Raw genomic sequence first — 19,941 nt, 5'->3', positions numbered from 1 at the left:
TGTCAGCCCGATCCCGGAAGGTCGGGCTGACCCCTACTGCAAAGGCAGGCATTCATGAGCGACGACAGCCCCGTCGATACCGAAGACCAGTTCGTCCCGGCCTTTGCCGAGTCTCCGCTGGGTGCTGCGCTCGGCAGTCTTGCGGCGGCCATGTCGGCAATCGGCACTGCCGCCATCGGCGCGTTGATGCTGCTGATCGTGGCGGATGTCATCGGGCGCAACCTGCTCGACCTGCCGATCACCGGAGTGTCGGAGATCGCCGCCCGCACCGTCGTCGCCATCGTGTTCCTTCAGGTGCCCGCAGCCATCCTGCAACGCCGCCTCACCCGGGCGGATTTCCTTGTCCGGCGCATCGGGCGCACCTCGCCCGCCGCGGTCTCCGTCCTCGAGATCCTGTTCTGCATCACCGGCGCCGTCGTCTTCGCGCTGGTCGTCTGGGCGTCGTGGCCAAAGTTCACCTCCGCCTGGACCACGGCCGAGTTCTTCGGCGTCCAGGGGGTATGGACGATCCCCACATGGCCCTTCCGCGGGATCACCGTGCTGGGCGCCGCAACGGCAACGCTCGCGGCCCTCTACCGGGTCACGCGGGAATTCGAAACGATGAAGGCCGCGCAATGACCACCCTGACCATCGGCTTCATCCTTATCGCGGTGCTGATCGCGCTTGTCCTTCTGGGGATGCAGATCGCCTACGCGCTGTTTTCCGTCGCCTTCGTCGGTATCTGGATCATCCGCGACAACATCGGACTGGCCTTCCGGATGCTGGAGCTGACCGCCTACTCCGGGATCGCCGACTACCTCTTCGCCACCATCCCGCTGTTTGTCCTGATGGGATTACTGGTCAGCGTCTCGAACGTCGGGCGGGACACCTTCGCCGTGGCGGAGGAACTGCTTCGCCGGATGATCTGCGGGCTGGGTGTCGCCACCGTCGCCGCCAACACCGTCTTCGCCGCCGTCACCGGGGTCTCCATCGCCTCTGCCGCGGTCTTCACACGCGTCGCGGTGCCGGAGATGACGCGCCACGGCTACCGCCCGGCCTTTTCCGCCGGCACCGTCGCGGGGTCGTCGGTTCTGGGGATGCTGATCCCCCCGAGCCTCCTGCTCATCATCTACGGCGTGCTGGCCGAGGTTTCCATCGGCGGCATGTTCATCGCGGGCATCATCCCCGGCCTGCTGCTGGCGGGCGGATTCGTCGTCATGCTGATCGGCCTGACCATCGTCGCACCGAAGTTCGTGCTGACCGATCCCGACAGCACCCGCGCCCGCCGGCTGGATCGCGAGATCACGCCGATGCCGCTGGACGAGATGATCCGCAAGATGATCCCCATCATCCTGCTTGTGATCCTCGTGCTGGGCGGGCTCTACACCGGGTTCTTCACCCCGACCGAGGCGGGTGGCGTCGGCGCCTTCGGTGCACTCGTGGTCGCCCTTTCCCGCCGGAGCCTCGACCGGCACAAGCTGTGGCAGGTGATGAAGCAGACCGGGGTGATCTCCGTCTCGATCCTGCTGCTCCTGATCGCGGCGTCGTTCTATTCGCGGATGCTGGCCATCGCCGGTCTGCCCAACGCCATCGCCGGGCTCGTGTCGGACTCCGGGTTCGGGCCTCTGGGGTTCATCTTCTTCTACGCGGCGATCATCCTGCTGATGGGGATGATCCTCGACAGCACCTCGATCCTGCTGATCATGGTGCCCATCGCCGCCCCCATCGCGCAGAACATGGGGCTCGACCTGATGCACTTCGGGATCGTGACGGTCATCGCGGTGGAGATCGGACTGCTGACACCGCCCTTCGGCATATCCGTCTTCACGGTGCACAACACGCTGAACGATCCCGACGTGTCGGTCGAACAGATCTTTGCCGCCACCCTGCCGTTCATCGCCGTGATGCTGCTGGTTCTGGTCCTCGTGACCCTCGCCCCGGTGACGGTGACGCTCTTCCTGTAACCGCGGGCGGACTGCGCGTTCAGTGCCACGACCTGCACCCGCCTGCCACCGACCGCGTGCATTGTTCCGAGGATGTCAGGTCGCCCCGCCTTGGCCGCCTTTCCGGCCAAGACTTCCTCCGCAGTCAGACCCATGACCCTTCGAAAGTCATGTTACCACCGGAAAAGGCCGCCGACGGCAATGGTCTGCGCGGCCCCGTCCGCTTCAGGTCTCGCGCACCGATCCATATTCGTCGAGCGACGAGATGAAGTTGGAGAACAGCTCGCCCTGAGAGCTGACACCCAGCTTGCCGTAGATATTGCGCCGGTGAATCCGCACCGTGCCGGTGGCAATCCCGAGGGCGGCGCCCGTCGATTCGGCGGAATAACCCTTGAGCGTGTATTCGACGATCTCCGCTTCGCGCGGGGTCAGCAGATTGCGCCCGAAGCGCTGGAAGGACTCCTCGATCAGCCGGGACAGGCGCGGCTCTTCGGAATGCGGACGGTCCGAGAATTTCGCGGCCAGCCCGTGCCAGTGCCGCCGTGCGCAGACCTCGACGAAGGGAAAGACCGCCTGCAGATCGCGGAACTCGCGCGACGAAAAGACCTTGTGTTCCCGCATGGCGGAAATCACGACGCTCACCCCCTCACCGACATCGACGATAAAGCCTATTTCTTCGGCAAGTCCGGTTTGCACGTAGTAATTCCTGAAATATTCCGCCTGGTAGAACCGGTCCGGCGCAAGATCGCGCAGCCGCGCCAGCCGCGAGGCCGTGGGCGCGACGGAATGCAGGTAGAACGGATCGAGCAGGTATGGCCCCTCCTGGTAGGCATCGACCATGACCTCGCGTTTCCCGGGTGGAAAATTATCATAGATATCAAGCGGTCGGCTGTCCCGGTGATAGGCGAAGATCACGGTGAATTCGAACGGAACCACGCACCGCAGGGCATCCGTCAGCGCCTTGGCAAAGCGCGGCGTGTCGAGCGCCAGGACAACCTCGGCGCTGGCGGCGACCCAATCTGAAAGCTGCAGTTTCGCGACCATCTATGCCCTTTGTGATATATACAGCCACAGGCCGTTTTCATACCGTTTTGAAAATTGAAGGCATATGCCACGGCGCGCAAGACCTTTCGGAGAGAAGCGGCCAAACGGACAGGCGGCATGAAGAAGACGATGATCCAGGAACCGTTCACAGCAGATGGCACGCAGGTGTCTTCCCATGACGCGGTGGCGGAATTCGCCGGGACGACCAAGCGGTTCGGCGACGTGCTGGCCGCCGACCGCATCGACCTGCGCATCCGGCGGGGCGAGTTCCTGTCCTTTCTCGGCCCGTCGGGCTGCGGCAAGACCACGGCGCTGCGGATGCTGGCGGGATTCGAACAGCCGACCTCGGGCGCGGTGCTGATCGACGGCAAGGATGTCAGCGCGGTGCCCGCTTACCGCCGCCCGGTCAACATGGTGTTCCAGCACTACGCGCTGTTTCCGCACATGACCGTTGCGCAGAACGTGGGTTACGGCCTGCGCCAGGTGCGCCCGCGCCTGTCCAAGGCCGAGATTGCCGACAAGGTCGCAACCGCTCTCGCCCGTGTCCGGCTGGAGGACTTCGGCGCGCGCCGCATCTGGGAACTCTCGGGCGGGCAGCAGCAGCGCGTGGCGCTGGCCCGCGCCGTCATCAACGAACCGCAGATCCTGCTTCTGGACGAGCCGATGGCCGCACTGGACGCCAAGCTGCGCGGCGAGATGCAGCGCGAACTGCTGGAGCTGCAGCGCAGCCTGAACATCACCTTCGTCCTCGTGACCCACGACCAGGAAGAGGCGCTGTCCATGTCGGACCGCATCTGCATCATGGGGCATGGGCGCATCGCCCAGGTGGGCACGCCGCAGGACCTCTATGACCGACCGCGCAACCGCTACGTCGCGGACTTCGTCGGCAAGGCCAACATCGTGACGGCCCAGATCACCGGGCGGCAGGGGGGCATGGCGCAGGCCGTGCTTGGCAACGGCGCCCGGGTCATCGTGCGGGACGCGCCCGACGACACCCGCACGACCGCCGAGATCGCCGTCCGTCCCGAGGCGCTGAGCCTGAACCGCGAAGACGCGCCCGCAGGCGACGCGACGGCGATCCCCGCCCGAGTCACGCACCGCACCTTCCTGGGGGACAGAACCGAATATCTGCTGCAAGCCGACGGGATCGGTTCGCTGCAGGTCAACGCGCCAAGACAGGCCGCAAGAGCCGTGGGCGAACACGACGTGGGCGCAATGGTCCATGTCCTCTGGCCGGCGGGAACGGGCCTCGTTCTTGCCGCCGACACCTGAGTGATCCTGACTTTGTCCAACTAGGGAAAACGAAAATGAAAAACGAAAATAAACCGATTTCGCGCACCGCCTTCATGGAGGAACTGCGCCGCTACCAGAAAGGCTCTGTCACGCGGCGGCACTTCCTGAACGTCACCGGCCTCGGGACGGCGATGGCAGTGATGGGCGGCGCTCTGCCCGGGCTGCTGCCGTCACGCGCCCGCGCCCAGGACATCGGCGACCGGGTCGTGCTGGCCACCTGGCCGAACTACCACGATCCGGCGAATTTCGACATGTTCACCGAAGAGACCGGCGCCTACACGCAGGTCAACGTCTTCGGCTCGAACGAGGAGATGCTGGCCAAGATCCAGGCCGGCGGTTCCGGCTGGGACGTGTTCGTGCCGACGAACTATGCCATCCCGACATACGTCGAGGCCGACCTGATCGAGCCGCTGGACCTGTCGAAGATCCCGAACTTCGATCCCGCCTCCTTCGATCCGCGGTTCTCCGACGCGGGCACGATCGACGGCACCGTCTATGCCGTGCCGAAGAACTGGGGCACGACCGGCATCGCCTTCAACACCGACAAGACCGGCGGCGTGGTGGACAGCTGGAAGACCTTCTTCGACGGCGCACGCGACCAGTTCGACGGCCGGGTCATGGTGCATGACTACCAGCTGACCACCATCGGCAACGCGCTGGTCTATCACGGCTTCAGCTTCAACTCGGTCGACCCGGAGGAGCTGGCGCAGGCAGAAAAGCTGCTGATCGAGGTCAAGCCGCACCTCTACGCGATTTCGTCGGACTACCAGCCCGCGATGCGCAACGGCGATGCCTGGCTGACCATGTGCTGGACCGGCGACGGCAAGCAGCTGAACACCGACATGCCCGAGATCGGCTTTGCCCTCGGCAAGGAAGGCGGAGAGATCTGGTCGGACTACTACGCCATCCCGAAGGACGCGCCGCACAAGGACGCGGCCTACGCGCTGATCAACTACCTGCTGGATCCGGAGGTGAACGCCCGCGAGGCGCTGGCCCACGGCTATCCGGTAGCGGACAGCCGCACCAACGCGCTGCTGCCCGAAGAGCTGCTGAACGATCCGATCCTCTACCCGGCCGCCGAGGCGCTGACCCCGCTGGAGTTCGGCGCCGCGGTGACGCTGACCGACCCCAACCGGGCCGAGGTCATGGCGCGGTTCAAGTCGGCGTAAGGACAAGGGACGATGGCCATGATCCGAAGCCGCGCAAGGGCGCTGCTGCTGACACCGGCGGCGCTGTGGTATGCAGCCCTTCTGCTGCTGCCGCTGGCCGTCGTCCTGATCTTTTCCTTCGGCGAGCGCAGCGCCATCGGCGGTTACGCTCCGGGCTTCACGCTCGAACAATATGCCAACCTTCCGGCGCGGTTCGCGGCGTTCCGCAACACGCTGACGCTCGCGCCGGTGGGCACTCTCCTGTCCCTGCTGATCGCCTACCCGCTGGCCTATTTCCTGGCGATCCGTGTGTCGCCCAGGTGGAAGACGATGCTCCTGGTGCTGGTGATCGTGCCATTCTGGACCTCGATCCTGATCCGTTCCTACGCGTGGATCTTCCTGCTTGGCGGCAAGGGTCTGCCCGCGCTTCTGGCGACCTTCGGGTTCGAGGACATCCGGATGCTGAACGGCCCCTTCGCGGTGCTGGTGGGGATCGTCTACGGCTACCTGCCGCTGATGGTCTTCCCGATCTATGTTGCGCTGGAAAAACTCGACCTGCGCCTGCTCGAAGCGGCCGCCGACCTCGGCACGCCGCCGTGGCGGTCCTTCCTTCAGATCACCCTGCCCCTGTCGATGCCCGGCGTGCTGACCGGGTCGATGCTGGTCTTCATCCTGCTCATGGGCGAATTCCTGATCCCCGCGATCCTCGGCGGCGGCAAGGTGTTCTTCGTCGGCAATGCGCTGGTGGACCTGTTCCTGCAATCGCGCAACTGGGCCTTTGGCTCGGCCGTGGCGGTGGCCCTGGTGATCATCATGCTGATCACGGTCGCGATCTATTCCCGCCTTGTGAAACGCTTCGGCGCGGGCCGCGACGATGTCGCGTTGATGTGAGGCGGACATGAGACTTTACGCACTGGCGGTCTACGCCTTCCTCTACCTGCCGATCGGCATCATCGCGTTGTTCTCCTTCTCGGCGGGGCGGTCGGCCTCCTCGCTGGATGGGTTCTCGCTTCAATGGTACGGGCGCGCGCTGAACAACCCCTTCGTGATGGAGGCGCTCTGGACGTCCGTGCGCGTCGCCTTCCTGTCGGCGGTGCTGGCAACCCTCGTGGGCACCGCGGCTGCGCTGGCCCTGACGGGGATGCGCGGACGGGTGCGCGCCGCCTTCGACCTGCTGGTGCAGATCGCCGTCATGATCCCCGGCATCGTGATCGGGATCGCCACACTGATCGCGCTGGTGAGCGTGTTCGACCTGATCAATCCCTGGCTCGACCCCCTGACCGGGTGGCAGCTCTCGCTGGGCGCGGGCTCGCTGATCGGGGCGCACGGGCTGTTCACCATGTCGCTGGTGGTGCTGCTGGTGCGGGGCCGGATGGAGACGCTGGACGGTGCGCTGATCGAAGCCTCCGGCGACCTCGGGGCCACACCCTTCGGCACCTTCCGGCAGGTGACGCTGCCGCAGATCCTCCCGGCGGTGCTGGCAGGGTTCCTTCTGGCCTTCACCTTCAGCTTTGACGACTTCGTCATCGCCTTCTTCGTCGCCGGGGCCGAGACGACCCTGCCGATCTATGTCTTTTCGTCGATCCGCCGGGGCGTCACGCCCGAGATCAACGCCATCGGCACGATGGTCATGATCGCCTCGCTGACCCTACTGATCGTGGCCCAGCTTCTGCTGCGCCGGTCACAGGCCAGGGCCCGCGGATAATCCACATGCAGGAGAAAGCCATGTTGCAGGATCGGGTCACTCTGGTGACAGCCGCAGGGTCGGGGATCGGGCGCGCGGGGGCCGTCGCGATGGCCCGCGAGGGCGCCTTCGTTGTGGTCAGCGACCTGCAACAGGACCTGGCCGACGAGACGCTCGGGATGATACATGCGGCGGGCGGCAAGGGTGCTGCGCGCGCACTCGACATGCGGGACGACGCGGCGGTCGAGGCCGAGATCGCCCGGGTGGTCCGGGATCATGGCCGTATCGACGTGCTGCACAGCCACGCAGGCATCCAGATCGCCGGCCGCGCCGAGGACGTGACCCCCGCGCAGATGGACGCCGCATGGGCGCTCAACGTGCGGGCGCATTTCGTGGCGGCCCGGGCTGTCATCCCCCACATGCGCGCGCAGGGCGGCGGCTCGGTCATCATCACGGCGTCGAACTCCGGCGTGCAGTTCGACCGGGGGATGATCTCATATGCCACGACGAAACACGCCGCCGTCGCCATGGTGAAACAGATGGCCGCCGACTACGCGCGCGAGAACATCCGCTTCAACGCCCTGTGCCCGGGGTTCGTCGATACGCCGTTCAACGCCGGGTTCGAGACCCAGATGGGCGGCCGCGCGGCACTGGAGAGCTATGTCTCCGACACGATCCCGATGGGCCGCTGGGCCAGCACGGAGGAGATCGCAGAGGGTATCCTCTACCTCGCCTCCGACCGCTCCGCCTTCGTGACGGGACTGGCATTGGTGATCGACGGTGGGGAGTGCCTCTAGCGCAGCCCCCACTCCCACCTTCTCTTGCCATTCCGGGAAAGCGCGACCCCATGATCGTACCACGCCCGATTTCAACGACTTTGCGATGGCGGCCTGCAGCGGCACATGGGACCGCGCGGCCTGAGCAGGTGTGGCCCACATGGCGGCCCCGCCTCAGCCCTGCGCGCGGCTGTCCTCGATCAGGAGGCGCGCCATCTCCTTCGCGAGTTGCGCCGCCTCCGGCATGCCGCGCACATGCGCCGTGGCAATCGCCCCCTCCTTCAGCAACGCCAGCCGCTCCGCCACCTTGCCCGGGTCAGCCAGCCCGGCGTCGGCGCAGAGCCGTTCGAGATACTCGACGATGCGCACCTTGTGTTCTGCGGCCAGGCGATGCGCCGGATGATCCTGCGCCCCGAACTCGCCCGCCGCCTGAGTACGCTAGTAAAGGGGCGCTCCGCAGGGGCGCCCCAGCGCCCCCCTTTCAAGGAACACCATGATGAGCCGCCCGCCGATACCGCCCTTCGACGCCACGACAGCCACGCAGAAGGTGCGCATGGCCGAAGACGCCTGGAACAGCCGCCAGCCCGACACAGTGGCGCTGGCCTATACGCCCGGCAGCCAGTGGCGGAACCGCGCAGAGATCTTTTCTGGCCGCCCCGCCATCGTCGATTTCCTTATCCGCAAATGGCGGCGCGAACTGGACTACCGGCTGATCAAGGAACTCTGGGCCTTTGACGGAACCCGGATCGCGGTGCGCTTTGCCTACGAATATCGCAACGCGGGCGGCGACTGGTTCCGAGCCTATGGCAACGAGAACTGGGACTTCGCCCCAGACGGGCTGATGCGCCACCGCATCGCCTCGATCAACGACATTGCCATCGCCGGGGACCAGCGCCTGATGCACTGGCCGCAGGGTCCGCGCCCGGCGGAGCATCCCGGTCTCACCGACCTCGGGTTGTGAGGCGACCATGTCCAGCGCATACGCCCGCATCGCCTTCACCTCCGCCGTCCGCGCGGAACAACGCCGGCGTGGGTCGGACAGCCTCTACGCGCAGGCGATTTCCGACACGCCCGTGCCTGACGCCCTCCTCGGTGCGCGCGAGACGGCCTTCCTGCAGACCCGCGACGGCATCTTCCAGGCCACGGTCAGCGAGGACGGCTGGCCCTATGTCCAGTTCCGCGGCGGCGCACCGGGTTTCCTGAAGGTCATCGACCCGCAGACCGTCGCCTATGCCGATTACACCGGAAACCGGCAGTACATCAGCACCGGCAACCTGCGCGGCAACGATCGCGTCGCGATCACCGCAATGGATTTCGCCCGGGCGAAACGCCTGAAGCTGCTGGGCCGTGCCGCGATCGGCGAGGATCCGGCCCTGATAGCCCATCTGCAGGGCGAAGGTGCCCGAAGGAGACGGCTATCTCGCCGCCATCATCAACTTCCGCATGGTCGCCAACGGCGTGTGGTGGACGGACGACGCCGTCACCCGCATCGGCCGCGGTGCCTGATCCCTCTTCCCCAACCCCATTGAAAGGACCATCCCATGAAACTGACTGCTTTCCTGACCGCGACCCTCATCTGCCTCGCCCCGGCCGCCTTTGCCGCCGACGAGGTAAACGTCTCCAACGGCCTGACCCTGACCGGCAACCCGATGGGCATGCACGGCTTCGACCCGGTGTCGATGTTCAGGTCCGACGCGCCGTTGATCGGCGACGCAGAGTTCACCGTCGCGCATGACGGCGTCGACTACTACTTCGCAACGGCAGACGCCAAGGCCGCGTTCGAGGCCGACCCGGCGGCGATGCTGCCGCAATTCGGCGGGTTCTGTGCGTTTGGCGTCTATGTCGGCAAGAAGCTCGACGGCGACGTGCGCTGTGCCGACATCGTCGACGGCAAGCTCTACCTCTTCGTGAACGAGGCGATTTTCGAGAAGTACCTCGAAGACAAGGACGCCGTGATCGCCGGCGCCTTCGCCAAGTGGCCCGAGATCGCAACCACCCCTGTCGGCGACCTCTGACCGATGCGCCCGGGCCGCGACGCGAAGCCGTGGCCCGGGATCGCCTTCGGGCACCGAAGACCAACGGACCGGAGGGGATTGGCGGGCCACGATGACCTTTGCCGTGGGGCATTCCCCCCGGCCACAGCCCATGCATCAACCGTCATCATCGGGCCACCATTCCTGCGCATTTATCGGCCCTGAGAGTCCGGCAACTGACCGTGGCAGTTGTAATTCGAGCCAAGACAGGCTATATCTTCTTCAGGCCGAAAAGGTTTTGCCGCAACGAGCGGCGCTTCTTTCACGACATCGGTACGCATGGGACTCGCCTCGGGAGATACCCGGGCCTGGGTCGCGCTTCTACCATCGGACGCGTTTCGCGCGGCCGATCTGGGCACGCGCGCCAATGCCATCCGGTGACGATCTGCCACGACATCAGAGCGACGCGGCGCTTTCTCCGCTGGAGGACTTTTCATGAATGCACCAGAATGGCTCAAGCCCGGCATCTACGGTGCCGTTATCGGCGCGGTGACCCTGGCCATCGTCGGCTTTTCCTGGGGCGGCTGGGTGACCGGCGGCACAGCGCAGGAACAAGCTGCCGAGATGTCCGAGGACAACGTGACCGCGGCCATGGTGCCCGTCTGCCTCGACATCGCCCGGACGGATCCGCAGCGCGGGGCCAAGCTCGAAACGATCCGAGATGTCTCGCGCTACCAACAAAGGGATGCGCTGATGGAGGCCGGCTGGGCCACGGTGCCCGGCTCGGACGGCCCTGATCGCGATCTTGCGCAGGCCTGTCTCGCCGCCATCGACCTCGATGCTCCGGTCTTCAGCGAGGTCGACGAGGGGTGATGCTCAGCGTCATGGGCTTCCTGCTCGACAGCCTTTCCCGCGCTGCGATCCGCGCCTCGCGGGCGGGCGACATGAGGGATCAGGGTCGCGCAAGCCGCGTCCCTGCCTGGATGGCCGGCAACGGTACGGGCCTCAGCCACTGGCACGCATATCCTGCCCTGGCATCGTGCGGTGCCGAAAACACTTCACCCCTCGCCACGCATTTTCCCCGACCCGGGAAGCGCGGGCGTCTATCAATGACCTCTCCGGAGGCCAAACGGAGTTACAGCCTTGAGGGATGATCCCCGCTGGCGTGCGCCCACAGACCGCGGCCCCGGGCTGCGGATGCACATCGGGTGCCGTATTACCCACATGCTGACGCAACCCACGCCGGTCATCGCGGTGCTGAACGTGCACTATTCCCGCTTCGGAGACCTGGAGCGCGCGGATTACCTCGTGACGCAACCGAGCGTTCCGCTCGAGAGCTACCGCGACGGTTTCGGCAACTGGTGCACCCGGATGATCGCCCCTGCGGGCGCGTTCACGCTGACGACCGACGGGATCTTCCGCGACACAGGCTTGCCCGACCCCTACGCGCCCGACGCGCAGCAACACGCCGTCGAGGATCTGCCGTTCGACACGCTCGTCTACCTGCTGGGCAGCCGCTACTGCGACACCGACCTGCTGTCCGAGCAGGCCTGGGCGCTGTTCGGCCAGGCCGCGCCGGGCTGGTCCCGCGTGCAGGCGATCTGCGACTACGTGCACGATAGCATCACCTTCGACTACATGAAGGCCGATTCCACCCGCACCGCTGCGCAGACGCTGGCCGGCGGGCACGGGGTCTGCCGGGATTTCACCCATCTCGGGATTGCCTTGTGTCGCTGCATGAACATCCCGGCGCGCTATTGCACCGGCTACCTGAGCGAGATCGGCCAGCCCCTGCCCCACCCGTCGGACGATTTCGCCGCGTGGATGGAGGTCTATCTCGACGGCCAGTGGTGGGTGTTCGACCCCCGCAACAACACGCGGCGCACCGGGCGCATCCTGGTGGCGCGCGGCCGTGACGCGGCGGACGTGCCGCTCACGCAGATCTTCGGACCGGGCACGCTGTCGGACTTCGAGGTCTGGACCCATGAGGTCGACGACACGCCCGGAGGCAATGTGCCCGCCCCCTGACCGAACCCCGGTCAAAGGACCTCCGCCTTGCATGCCAGTGCCTGACCGCCCCTCCGGGCGTGCGGGCTCCGTTTGCTTTCCCGATGCTTCAAGGAGTTCCCTGATGGACCTTCCACGCGACACGGTCATTTCCCCTGGCCTCAAGAATCGGTTCCCGGCCCTCACCGGGTTTCCTTTCGCCCGCCCCTCCGCAGGGCACCCTTTCTGTTGTCCGCTGGACAGCGAGACGCCGGAATGGGGTACGCTCTCTGCCGTTTCCGTCCTGAGGCCACGCGAGGCACATCGCAAGGACACACCCGAGCGGCAAAGCCGAGAGCGCACAGGGGGTGCACCGATCATGCTGCCCAACCGCTTCGTCGAGCAGATGCTTGCAGACCCGATGATCCAGCTCATCATGCTGGCGGACGGGGTCTCGGATGCCGAGATACGCACCCTCTACAGTGTGTCTCCGCCCGCCTCCGGGCAAAGCCGGACATCGCACCTCGGGCGCCAGCCTTCCGCATCGGACCCGATGTCCGTGGGGGATGGCCCGCGACCGGGAAGCCCGCGCCCGGGCATTGGCGAGTGAGACCCGTCCGCGCACGCCTGAACGCGCCGACAGGCCGCGGGCCGGTGCCGGAATGACCGGTGATCTGATCGCACTCGACACCCGATTTTTCATGAGCGCGCCCGCCGTCGCCGCGGCGGACCCGCATCCCGACAATGCGGACGACTGGGGGCACCTCGACGATCTTGCGCACCAGATGCTCACCGATCCCTCGCACGACTGCGCCGTGGTCAGGGAACAATGGCACTCCTTCCTGGAGCGTGAAGGCCTGATCGAAAACCCCTCGGACCTGCGCATCCGTCTGCTCATCACGCGGGCCATCGCTGACGTACCGGGCGTGACGCGCCACGAGGACGCCATATGACCGTAACGCGTGACACTCGGTCGGACGACCATACAGCGCGGTCGGCCGCAGACGTCCAGGCGGACCGCAAGTGCCTGTGCTGCCAAGGCACCTTTCCCAGCGAAGGGTTCGGCGAACGCATCTGCAGGCGCTGCAAGGGCAAGACCGAATGGCGCAGCGGCGTCCGCAGCGCTGTCTCGACAGGGCGTCAACGCGGCAGCCGGACCTCCTAGCCCCCATGACCCAGCTGACGATCACCCACGTGACGCGCTATACGTTCCGGCAGGACATCGCCCTCGGACGACACCAGCTGATGCTGCGCCCGCGGGAAACCCGCGACCTCAGCCTCGTGTCCTTCGCCCTCGACATCCGGCCCGAGCCGGTCCTCGACTGGTCGCACGATGTTGCAGGCAATGCCGTCGCCTCGGCGGTCTTCCCCACCCCGGCGCGTATGCTCGAGATCACCGCGCGGATGGAGGTCGACCTGCGCGCGCCGGTCTGGCCGGTCTTTCCCATTGCCGCCTCGGCAGCATCCTATCCCTTCACCTATTCACCGGACGAGGTGACCGATCTCGGTGCGCTCCCGGCGCCGCAGTACTGGGACGCCAAGCATCGCCTGCGCGACTGGGCCGAGTCCCTCGTGGCGGCGCATCCGACGGATACGTTGGCGCTGCTCAAGGACATCAGCAACACGATCACCCGGGACATCCGCTACCAGAGCCGGGAGACCGAGGGCACGCAGGGGCCGCTCGAGACGCTGGACCGAGGCTGGGGCACCTGCCGCGACTTCGCCGTGCTCTTTGCCGAAGCGGTCCGGACCCTGGGCCTCGCCGCGCGGCTCGTCTCGGGCTACCGGTTCAACCCCGGCGGCGAGCTTGCCGGGTCCACGGACACGGGGGCGACCCACGCATGGACCGAAGTCTCCATCCCCGGCGCCGGCTGGATCCCCTTCGATCCGACCAACAGGTCCGTCGGCTCTGCCAACCTGATCCCCGTCGCAGTGGCCCGCAACATCCACCAGATTTCGCCGGTGTCGGGCAGCTTCAGCGGCAGGAACGGGGACTTTCTCGGCCTTGACGTCACGGTGGATGTGCGCACCTGAGTTCCAGTGTCCGCGTACCGGGGCATTGCGCAAAAGCGGCGGGGCGTGACACCGAGCCCGGCGCAAAGCCGGACATGCCGAACAGTCCTGAACCCTTCGTGTGCAACGTCCTGATGATCGTCGCGACGGCGCGATCATCCCCATGATCGGTATTGGCTCTCCTGCCTATGCCCTATGGTTCGGGCTGGTGATCGACACAGGCGATCTTATTGCCATGTGCCTGACAATCGCGATCAATCCCGATTCCCGGAGGCCGTTGTGCGACACGATGGAAAACGCGCCCCGCTTCCTGCCCCGCACCCTGCCTAATGACGGGCACCGTTCGGTTCCCGCTGGGGAAAGCAGGGGCACGCCTTCAGCCTATTTGCGAGGCGTCCAGATCAGACGCGGACGCCGATGCCCGCAGTGGCTGGCCAAGCAGCCGCCTTCGACAAACGCGATGAGCTGTGGCTTCGGGCCGTCCGCGGCGAAATGCGGAGGTTGATTGACCGCCAACCTCGCGACGGCCCCGCAAGTCCGCTCCCTGCAAATTGTCCACCACCCTTCCTCGGGAACGGATGGCCGCGATGCACAGCGAAACTGCCACTCCGGCGACTCGAGCCAAGGGGCCGGCAGAATGGCCCCTCCGCCCTCAGGACCAGGCGCGGGTCTCCCGAAGCACCCGGCAGACCGGTTCGCCAAGGGACCGAGGCCCCAAGCCCCCTCAACAGACCCGGAGTTGCGCATTTTTCCTGCCTAAATGCGACATTCCCGGCCGAGACCGCTTGGACTTCCCCCTTGTGGTCGGGATAGAACGCCGTACCGCCGGGTGGTTTTCCCGGCCCTCAGAGGGAGGACGCAGCGTGAAATTCATCGGGCGCATGGCCGCCATCATCTGCGCGATCAACGCCTTCGTCGGGACGGTCGTGTCCTGGCTGTCGGTCGGCATCGTGCTCGTCTGCTTCACCGTCGTGGTACAGCGGTATGTCTTCGCCGTCAGCCACGTCTGGATGCAGGATCTCTACATCTGGCTCAACGGCGCGATGTTCACCGCGGTCGCGGGCTACGCGCTCTTGCGCGACAACCACGTGCGCGTCGACATCTTCTATCGCCCGGCCTCTCCGCAGAAGAAGGCGGTGATCGACCTGGTGGGCGTGCTCGTCTTCCTCTTCCCCTCCATGTGGGTTGTCTGGACCTACGCGTGGCCCTTCGTGCAGCGGTCCTGGAGCTACGGCGAAGGCTCCGCCAACGTCGGCGGCATGCCCGGGCTCTACGTGCTGAAGACCTTCATCCTTGTCTTCGCCGCGCTGATCGCATTGCAGGGGCTGGCGATGATCCTGCGCTCGATCCTGATGCTTGCGGGCCGCGAGGACCTGGTTCCCGAACGCATCCGCTACACCCGCACCGAAGATCCAACCCATCCCACGGAGGCCGTCTGATGGATCCCGTCCTGATCGGAGAACTCCTCTCCGGCCTCATGTTCGTAGGCATCATCGGCTTCCTGCTGATGGGCTTTCCGGTGGCCTTCACCCTCGCGGGGACCTCGCTGATCTTCGGCTTGGTGGGCATGTACTATGGGGTGTTCGACCCCTCCAACTTCGGCTCCCTGCCGAACCGCTACATCGGCTACATGACCAACGAGGTGCTGGTCGCGGTGCCCCTCTTCGTGTTCATGGGGGTCATGCTCGAACGATCGCAGATCGCCGAACAGCTCCTCATGACCATGGGCAAGCTCTTCGGCAACATGCGCGGCGGCCTTGCGATTTCCGTGGTGATCGTGGGCGCCATGCTGGCGGCCTCCACCGGCGTCGTGGGCGCCACGGTGGTCACGATGGGCCTGATCTCGCTGCCCGCAATGATGCGCGCGGGCTACAAGCCGACGCTGGCCACGGGCGTGATCTGCGCCTCCGGCACGCTGGGCCAGATCATCCCGCCGTCGACAGTGCTGATCTTCATGGGCGACATGCTCTCGGGGATCAACGCGCAGGTGCAGATGGCCAAGGGCAACTTCGCCCCCAGCCCGGTCTCGGTCGGCGACCTCTTTGCCGGGGCCATGCTGCCGGGCGTGCTGCTGGTGGTGCTCTACATCGGCTACGTGATCTTCAAGGCCATCGCCGACCCGGAAAGCTGCCCCGCAACCCCCGTCCCGCCCGAGGAAAAGGCCGGGTTGAAGCGCGAGATATTCACCGCGCTCCTGCCGCCGCTGCTGCTGATCCTGGCGGTTCTGGGTTCGATCCTCGGCGGCATCGCGACGCCGACCGAAGCGGCCTCCGTGGGCGCAGTGGGCGCCACCCTGCTGGCCGCCCTGCGCTGGAAGCTGTCGCTGAAGATCCTGCACGAGACGGCGATCCAGACCGCCACCATCACCAGCATGGTCTTCATCATCCTCTTCGGCGCCGCGGTCTTCTCCGTCGTGTTCCGCATGATGGGCGGCGACAACCTCGTGCACGAGTTCCTGACCGGCCTGCCCGGTGGTCCGCTGATGGCGGTCGCCGCCGTCATGGCGATCATGTTCGTGCTGGGCTTCATCCTCGACACGTTCGAGATCATCTTCATCGTGATCCCGATCACCGCGCCGGTCCTTCTGGCGATGGACATCAGCCCGGTCTGGCTGGGCGTCATGGTGGGGGTGAACCTGCAGACGTCCTTCCTGACGCCGCCCTTCGGCTTCGCGCTGTTCTACCTGCGCGGCGTGGCGCCCGACAGCGTGCCGACCTCGGCCATCTACAAGGGCATCATGCCCTTCGTGCTGCTGCAGATCCTGGCGATTGCGCTGCTCTTCGTCTTCCCGGAAGTGGTCACCTGGCTGCCCAGCGTCATCGCGGGCTGAGCCGGGCGCGACCAGCGCCGCACATGCAAAAGGGCCCGGACATCGTCCGGGCCCTTTCGTTTTTCCGAAGCGGAAAACGCTCAGAGGGTGAAGTACTTCGCCCGCGCCTGGACAAAGCTCAGGTCGTTGCCCTCGGTACGGGTGCGCATCATGTTCAGCGATTCGATGAAGTGCTCGGTGACCTTGCGGGTCATCTCGTCGCCGCTGTCGCGCAGCTCCGCGATGATTTCCATCGACGCCTTGGCACCTGCTTCGAGGATTTCCTCGGGGAACTGGCGCACCTGCACGCCGTGCTCCTCGACGAGGGTCTTCAGCGCGCGCGGGTCGTTCGCCACGAAGTCCGAGGCGACCATGTCGTACTCGGCCTGGCAGACATCGCGGACGAGGGCCTGCAGGTCTTCCGGCAGTTCCTGGTACTTGGCCTTGTCCACCACCAGCTCGGTCGCGAGACCCGGCTCCACGAAGGACGGGAAGTAGTAGTTCTTCGCCACCTGATGGAAGCCGAGCGCCAGGTCGTTGTAGGGGCCGACGAATTCGGCCGCGTCCAGCGCGCCCGACTGCAGTGCCTGGAAGATTTCGCCCGCTGCCATGTTGGTCACGGTGGCGCCGAGCTTTTCCCAGACACGACCGCCGAGGCCGGGGGTGCGGAAGCGCACGCCCTTGAGGCTGTCGAGACCGGTCAGCTCGTCGCGGAACCAGCCGCCCGCCTGGGTGCCGGTGTTGCCCGACAGGAAGGCCTGCACGCCGAACTGGTCATAGACCTCGTCCCACAGCTCCTGGCCGCCCAGGTGACGCACCCAGCCGCCCAGCTCCTGCGAGGTCATGCCGTAGGGCACGCCGGTGAAGTAGTTCAGCGCGGTGGACTTGTTCTGCCAGTAGTAGGCGGCGCCGTGGCTCATCTCGGCCGTGCCGTCGATCACGGCATCCAGCGACTGCAGCGGCGGCACCATCTCGCCGGCGGCATAGACCTGCACGGTCAGACGGCCGCCCGAGGCGGCGGTGATCCGGTCTGCCAGGCGCTGCGCGCCGACACCGAGACCGGGGAAATTCTTCGGCCAGGTGGTGACCATGCGCCAGGTGATACGGTCCTGCGCGACGGCCGGGCTGGCCAGCGCTGCGGCACCGGCGCCTGCCAGGGCACCACGGCGAATGAAAGAACGACGATCCATGTTTCCTCCCACAGATTTGATAGGTCTTTTCCACGGTTTCCGGACAAACCCGGACCGCTTCGGCGGCCATCAATACAGGACGGGCAGAGACAGTCCAGTGCCGACAGCATGTTGTTTACCCAGTCATGGAAATGCAGAACGCATCAATACCTTTCCGGCTCTTCTTGCCGATCCCGGACCGCGCCACCAGGCATCGCCACTGCGCGACATGCAAACGGCCTCGGGTACTCCCCGGGGCCGTTTCTTCATCTTCTCAGGCAAAATGGCCTTTTGAGACGGTTAGGTCATTTGGCGTGGCACGCCACACTGACTTGTGGCGCTCCACCTGACATTACCTATCAGCATCTAAAAAACTCTTTTCTTTTCAATTCGCTTTGGTCCCACCGGCACAGCTTATTGACACAAAGTTTCATAATGAATGACCTTCATCCAAAGAGTTTGGTGCGGTTAAGGAGCGCAACTCCCTGCCTTCGCTGAGGAGCGGCAGAGCGTTCCGCGTTAGCCGGGGCAGTCATCTCGGCTGCCCAACCTCACAAGAACGGGCATCAGTCTCCTCATGCAGCATGCCTCTGGCACGCCAAGGCCGAAAGAGGAGAGACAGCGGACGATAGGTATGTGTGACAAATAGTTAGCTTCAGATCGATGAAGGTTGATCGCGCCGATCAGGAGGAGACCTTGGCCAAGCTTCACCCTCGAAAAATTCAATACACTTATTCTGTCCTAGATCGACATTGCCTCGCAGAGCTATCGCAACCATTCTCAAATAAGGCGGTGAAGCACAGGATGGTCGATTGTATGCGAAAAAGCTCTGGAGATTTTGTCATTCGTAAGCCGCCTGACGCCGATGTCGGCCGCTGGCGCATTCGTTTCTCTCGCTCGGACCGGCTCGGGGCCGACCGGCATACTCTCTTAAAGGTCACACATAATGGGCGCAGCGGCTATTTTGTGGGGCTGGGACACGAGGAAGGAAACGGAGTTGTCTTAGCCGACTACGATGTCCGTGAACACTTGCGCTTGGGCAAAGTGAACTCGAACGTAAGACTGGACGTCGAACTGGTGACCGGTTGGCGTGTCCTGTGCTGGTACCTTCAGCACAGAGACCCGTATGTGTATGTGCCAGCTTGGGTTGGCGCCTGGTCGTTAATCATAGGCATGATTGGAGTTGTCTTAGGTCTTGTTGGTCTCTGGCACTAGCGGGCAACTCGTAGTTGCGTGCGTTTTCGGTTCCCGCCATCATCATCCCGTGGTTTTCTCGATGGTAGATTGAAGATGAAGGATTTTGGGCCGGGCTTCCCGGAGTGGACTGAACTTGGACAGGATGGCGGCCTTGATCCCCTTGGAATGCAGCGCCCTATAGAAGCGATTTATCAGTCCCTGCTGCCCGGGATCAGCACTATCACACTTCGCTTCAGGTACTATTCGTTCTTCGTTTGGATGCTCGAAGTTTACGCAAGAGATCAAGGAAACACCGATCCTGTTTCCTTCCGGGCGTTCCAGCGGCGCTGTGAAACCCTCTTTGCCCTTATTGCTGCGCGAGGCTCGACTGAATTGGGCGTTGCCGGGATAGACTGGGCGCAGAAGCAACTGAACGACGTTCCGAACGATCCGGAGACGATCATCGATTTTTCAATCGGGGCCGATCCGGACACGGACGTCGACCAGCGTTACTTGCGCAACAAGGGCGGCGCATTCGGTGGCATCTACGCCACCCGGATGTTCGAGATGGGCCTGATCACACTTGGCGATGATCGGAACCCGATTGCAGTCTGCACGAACCGCGCACTTCCATTAGCAGAGGCTTTCGCCGTGGAGATTGGCGAGCTCGGGACTGCATTCCTGCGCTGCGTGAAAGGCGGAACAGTGACACTCGCCGACCTCGACCGGATGGCGCCAATGCAGCCCTCCGAGATCCTTGCAGGCAGCGCCGAACATCGGCTGCTCGTTCAAATCTTGCTTGGCCAGGTTGAACCGCGCCGGGTTTGCCGGAGGCTGATTTGTCTTAGTTACGCGGCCATGCCTGATGTTTCCCGAGCAGCGTAGAAGTTTGCCTCGGCCTCTGCGGGCGGAATGTTCCCGATGGGTTCGAGAAGGCGGCGATTGTTG

General features: G+C 65.0%; 21 protein-coding genes. 18 read left to right on the top strand and 3 right to left on the bottom strand.

All coding sequences use genetic code 11. The features are described from left to right. Positions 1-54 precede the first annotated feature (54 nt). The gene (locus ACU0DV_RS21840) at positions 55-618 is read left to right on the top strand and encodes a TRAP transporter small permease subunit (protein WP_100929309.1); all 564 of its coding nucleotides are present in this window, start codon (positions 55-57) and stop codon (positions 616-618) included. Next, positions 615-1,943, top strand: coding sequence for a TRAP transporter large permease (locus ACU0DV_RS21835; RefSeq protein ID WP_100929308.1), 1,329 nt, complete (start codon positions 615-617; stop codon positions 1,941-1,943). Before ACU0DV_RS21840 ends, ACU0DV_RS21835 begins: the two co-directional genes overlap by 4 nt. Positions 1,944-2,147: 204 nt before the next feature. Here ACU0DV_RS21835 and ACU0DV_RS21830 read toward each other — a convergent pair whose 3' ends face one another. Continuing rightward, a complete protein-coding gene (locus ACU0DV_RS21830) occupies positions 2,148-2,966 on the bottom strand; it encodes a helix-turn-helix transcriptional regulator (RefSeq protein ID WP_100929307.1) in 819 nt (272 codons plus the stop codon). A gap of 117 nt (positions 2,967-3,083) precedes the next feature. Here ACU0DV_RS21830 and ACU0DV_RS21825 point away from each other — a divergent pair, with 117 nt between their 5' ends. Genes ACU0DV_RS21825 through ACU0DV_RS21805 form a run of 5 tightly spaced genes read left to right on the top strand, consistent with a single transcriptional unit; the run spans position 3,084 to position 7,888 of the window. After that, the gene (locus ACU0DV_RS21825; RefSeq protein WP_446240924.1) at positions 3,084-4,238 is read left to right on the top strand and encodes an ABC transporter ATP-binding protein; all 1,155 of its coding nucleotides are present in this window, start codon (positions 3,084-3,086) and stop codon (positions 4,236-4,238) included. 35 nt (positions 4,239-4,273) lie between these two features. Then, entirely contained in the window at positions 4,274-5,428 is a 1,155-nt protein-coding gene (locus ACU0DV_RS21820; protein WP_100929306.1) for an ABC transporter substrate-binding protein, read from the top strand. Between the two features lie 21 nt (positions 5,429-5,449). Continuing rightward, the gene (locus ACU0DV_RS21815) at positions 5,450-6,298 is read left to right on the top strand and encodes an ABC transporter permease (RefSeq protein ID WP_370312297.1); all 849 of its coding nucleotides are present in this window, start codon (positions 5,450-5,452) and stop codon (positions 6,296-6,298) included. 7 nt (positions 6,299-6,305) lie between these two features. Further along, positions 6,306-7,112: an ABC transporter permease gene (locus ACU0DV_RS21810; RefSeq protein WP_446240925.1), complete on the top strand. Its 807-nt coding sequence runs from the start codon at positions 6,306-6,308 to the stop codon at positions 7,110-7,112. Positions 7,113-7,117: 5 nt separating this feature from the next. Next, entirely contained in the window at positions 7,118-7,888 is a 771-nt protein-coding gene (locus tag ACU0DV_RS21805) for an SDR family NAD(P)-dependent oxidoreductase (RefSeq protein ID WP_446240926.1), read from the top strand. Positions 7,889-8,041: 153 nt separating this feature from the next. On the opposite strand, the gene ACU0DV_RS21800 is transcribed toward ACU0DV_RS21805, so the two are convergent. After that, positions 8,042-8,236: a hypothetical protein gene (locus ACU0DV_RS21800; protein ID WP_446240927.1), complete on the bottom strand. Its 195-nt coding sequence runs from the start codon at positions 8,234-8,236 to the stop codon at positions 8,042-8,044. 127 nt (positions 8,237-8,363) lie between these two features. On the opposite strand from ACU0DV_RS21800, the gene ACU0DV_RS21795 reads away from it, so the two are divergent. The 10 genes from ACU0DV_RS21795 (at position 8,364) to ACU0DV_RS21750 (ending at position 16,669) form a co-directional block, all read left to right on the top strand. Beyond that, complete coding sequence (locus tag ACU0DV_RS21795) at positions 8,364-8,828, top strand: nuclear transport factor 2 family protein (RefSeq protein ID WP_446240928.1); 465 nt, start codon at positions 8,364-8,366, stop codon at positions 8,826-8,828. Between the two features lie 7 nt (positions 8,829-8,835). Continuing rightward, entirely contained in the window at positions 8,836-9,396 is a 561-nt protein-coding gene (locus ACU0DV_RS21790; RefSeq protein ID WP_446240929.1) for a pyridoxamine 5'-phosphate oxidase family protein, read from the top strand. A gap of 12 nt (positions 9,397-9,408) precedes the next feature. Next, positions 9,409-9,882, top strand: coding sequence for a YHS domain-containing (seleno)protein (locus ACU0DV_RS21785; protein WP_446240930.1), 474 nt, complete (start codon positions 9,409-9,411; stop codon positions 9,880-9,882). Positions 9,883-10,335: 453 nt separating this feature from the next. Next, positions 10,336-10,713: a hypothetical protein gene (locus tag ACU0DV_RS21780; protein WP_100929299.1), complete on the top strand. Its 378-nt coding sequence runs from the start codon at positions 10,336-10,338 to the stop codon at positions 10,711-10,713. A 351-nt stretch (positions 10,714-11,064) separates the two neighbouring features. Next, positions 11,065-11,868, top strand: a complete 804-nt coding sequence (locus tag ACU0DV_RS21775) for a transglutaminase-like domain-containing protein (RefSeq protein WP_254698122.1) — start codon at positions 11,065-11,067, stop codon at positions 11,866-11,868. A 103-nt stretch (positions 11,869-11,971) separates the two neighbouring features. Beyond that, positions 11,972-12,436 (top strand): hypothetical protein, encoded by a 465-nt coding sequence (locus tag ACU0DV_RS21770; protein ID WP_446273597.1) that lies wholly within the window; start codon positions 11,972-11,974, stop codon positions 12,434-12,436. 52 nt (positions 12,437-12,488) lie between these two features. Next, positions 12,489-12,779: a hypothetical protein gene (locus ACU0DV_RS21765; RefSeq protein ID WP_446240931.1), complete on the top strand. Its 291-nt coding sequence runs from the start codon at positions 12,489-12,491 to the stop codon at positions 12,777-12,779. Between the two features lie 217 nt (positions 12,780-12,996). Then, a complete protein-coding gene (locus tag ACU0DV_RS21760; protein ID WP_446240932.1) occupies positions 12,997-13,860 on the top strand; it encodes a transglutaminase family protein in 864 nt (287 codons plus the stop codon). An 842-nt stretch (positions 13,861-14,702) separates the two neighbouring features. Beyond that, entirely contained in the window at positions 14,703-15,278 is a 576-nt protein-coding gene (locus ACU0DV_RS21755) for a TRAP transporter small permease subunit (RefSeq protein WP_100929293.1), read from the top strand. Continuing rightward, complete coding sequence (locus ACU0DV_RS21750) at positions 15,278-16,669, top strand: TRAP transporter large permease (protein WP_100929292.1); 1,392 nt, start codon at positions 15,278-15,280, stop codon at positions 16,667-16,669. The genes ACU0DV_RS21755 and ACU0DV_RS21750 overlap by 1 nt, the downstream gene beginning before the upstream one ends. An 80-nt stretch (positions 16,670-16,749) precedes the next feature. Here the strand turns inward: ACU0DV_RS21750 and ACU0DV_RS21745 are convergent, their stop codons facing one another. After that, entirely contained in the window at positions 16,750-17,838 is a 1,089-nt protein-coding gene (locus ACU0DV_RS21745) for a TRAP transporter substrate-binding protein (RefSeq protein ID WP_100929291.1), read from the bottom strand. A gap of 1,269 nt (positions 17,839-19,107) precedes the next feature. Between ACU0DV_RS21745 and ACU0DV_RS21740 the strand changes: the two genes are divergently transcribed. After that, a complete protein-coding gene (locus ACU0DV_RS21740; RefSeq protein ID WP_446240933.1) occupies positions 19,108-19,878 on the top strand; it encodes a hypothetical protein in 771 nt (256 codons plus the stop codon). Positions 19,879-19,941: the final 63 nt, after the last annotated feature.

Source organism: Sagittula sp. (assembly GCF_052825245.1).
This window is presented reverse-complemented; position numbering and strand designations above follow the sequence as displayed.

Coding starts and splice junctions, on each gene's coding strand:
- ACU0DV_RS21770 (WP_446273597.1), top strand. CDS start 11,972: ATGGACCTTCCACGCGACACGGTCATTTCCCCTGGCCTCAAGAATCGG.
- ACU0DV_RS21775 (WP_254698122.1), top strand. CDS start 11,065: ATGCTGACGCAACCCACGCCGGTCATCGCGGTGCTGAACGTGCACTAT.
- ACU0DV_RS21810 (WP_446240925.1), top strand. CDS start 6,306: ATGAGACTTTACGCACTGGCGGTCTACGCCTTCCTCTACCTGCCGATC.
- ACU0DV_RS21820 (WP_100929306.1), top strand. CDS start 4,274: ATGAAAAACGAAAATAAACCGATTTCGCGCACCGCCTTCATGGAGGAA.
- ACU0DV_RS21765 (WP_446240931.1), top strand. CDS start 12,489: ATGACCGGTGATCTGATCGCACTCGACACCCGATTTTTCATGAGCGCG.
- ACU0DV_RS21830 (WP_100929307.1), bottom strand. CDS start 2,966: ATGGTCGCGAAACTGCAGCTTTCAGATTGGGTCGCCGCCAGCGCCGAG.
- ACU0DV_RS21745 (WP_100929291.1), bottom strand. CDS start 17,838: ATGGATCGTCGTTCTTTCATTCGCCGTGGTGCCCTGGCAGGCGCCGGT.
- ACU0DV_RS21840 (WP_100929309.1), top strand. CDS start 55: ATGAGCGACGACAGCCCCGTCGATACCGAAGACCAGTTCGTCCCGGCC.
- ACU0DV_RS21835 (WP_100929308.1), top strand. CDS start 615: ATGACCACCCTGACCATCGGCTTCATCCTTATCGCGGTGCTGATCGCG.
- ACU0DV_RS21795 (WP_446240928.1), top strand. CDS start 8,364: ATGAGCCGCCCGCCGATACCGCCCTTCGACGCCACGACAGCCACGCAG.
- ACU0DV_RS21805 (WP_446240926.1), top strand. CDS start 7,118: ATGCAGGAGAAAGCCATGTTGCAGGATCGGGTCACTCTGGTGACAGCC.
- ACU0DV_RS21740 (WP_446240933.1), top strand. CDS start 19,108: ATGAAGGATTTTGGGCCGGGCTTCCCGGAGTGGACTGAACTTGGACAG.
- ACU0DV_RS21750 (WP_100929292.1), top strand. CDS start 15,278: ATGGATCCCGTCCTGATCGGAGAACTCCTCTCCGGCCTCATGTTCGTA.
- ACU0DV_RS21790 (WP_446240929.1), top strand. CDS start 8,836: ATGTCCAGCGCATACGCCCGCATCGCCTTCACCTCCGCCGTCCGCGCG.
- ACU0DV_RS21760 (WP_446240932.1), top strand. CDS start 12,997: ATGACCCAGCTGACGATCACCCACGTGACGCGCTATACGTTCCGGCAG.
- ACU0DV_RS21780 (WP_100929299.1), top strand. CDS start 10,336: ATGAATGCACCAGAATGGCTCAAGCCCGGCATCTACGGTGCCGTTATC.
- ACU0DV_RS21825 (WP_446240924.1), top strand. CDS start 3,084: ATGAAGAAGACGATGATCCAGGAACCGTTCACAGCAGATGGCACGCAG.
- ACU0DV_RS21785 (WP_446240930.1), top strand. CDS start 9,409: ATGAAACTGACTGCTTTCCTGACCGCGACCCTCATCTGCCTCGCCCCG.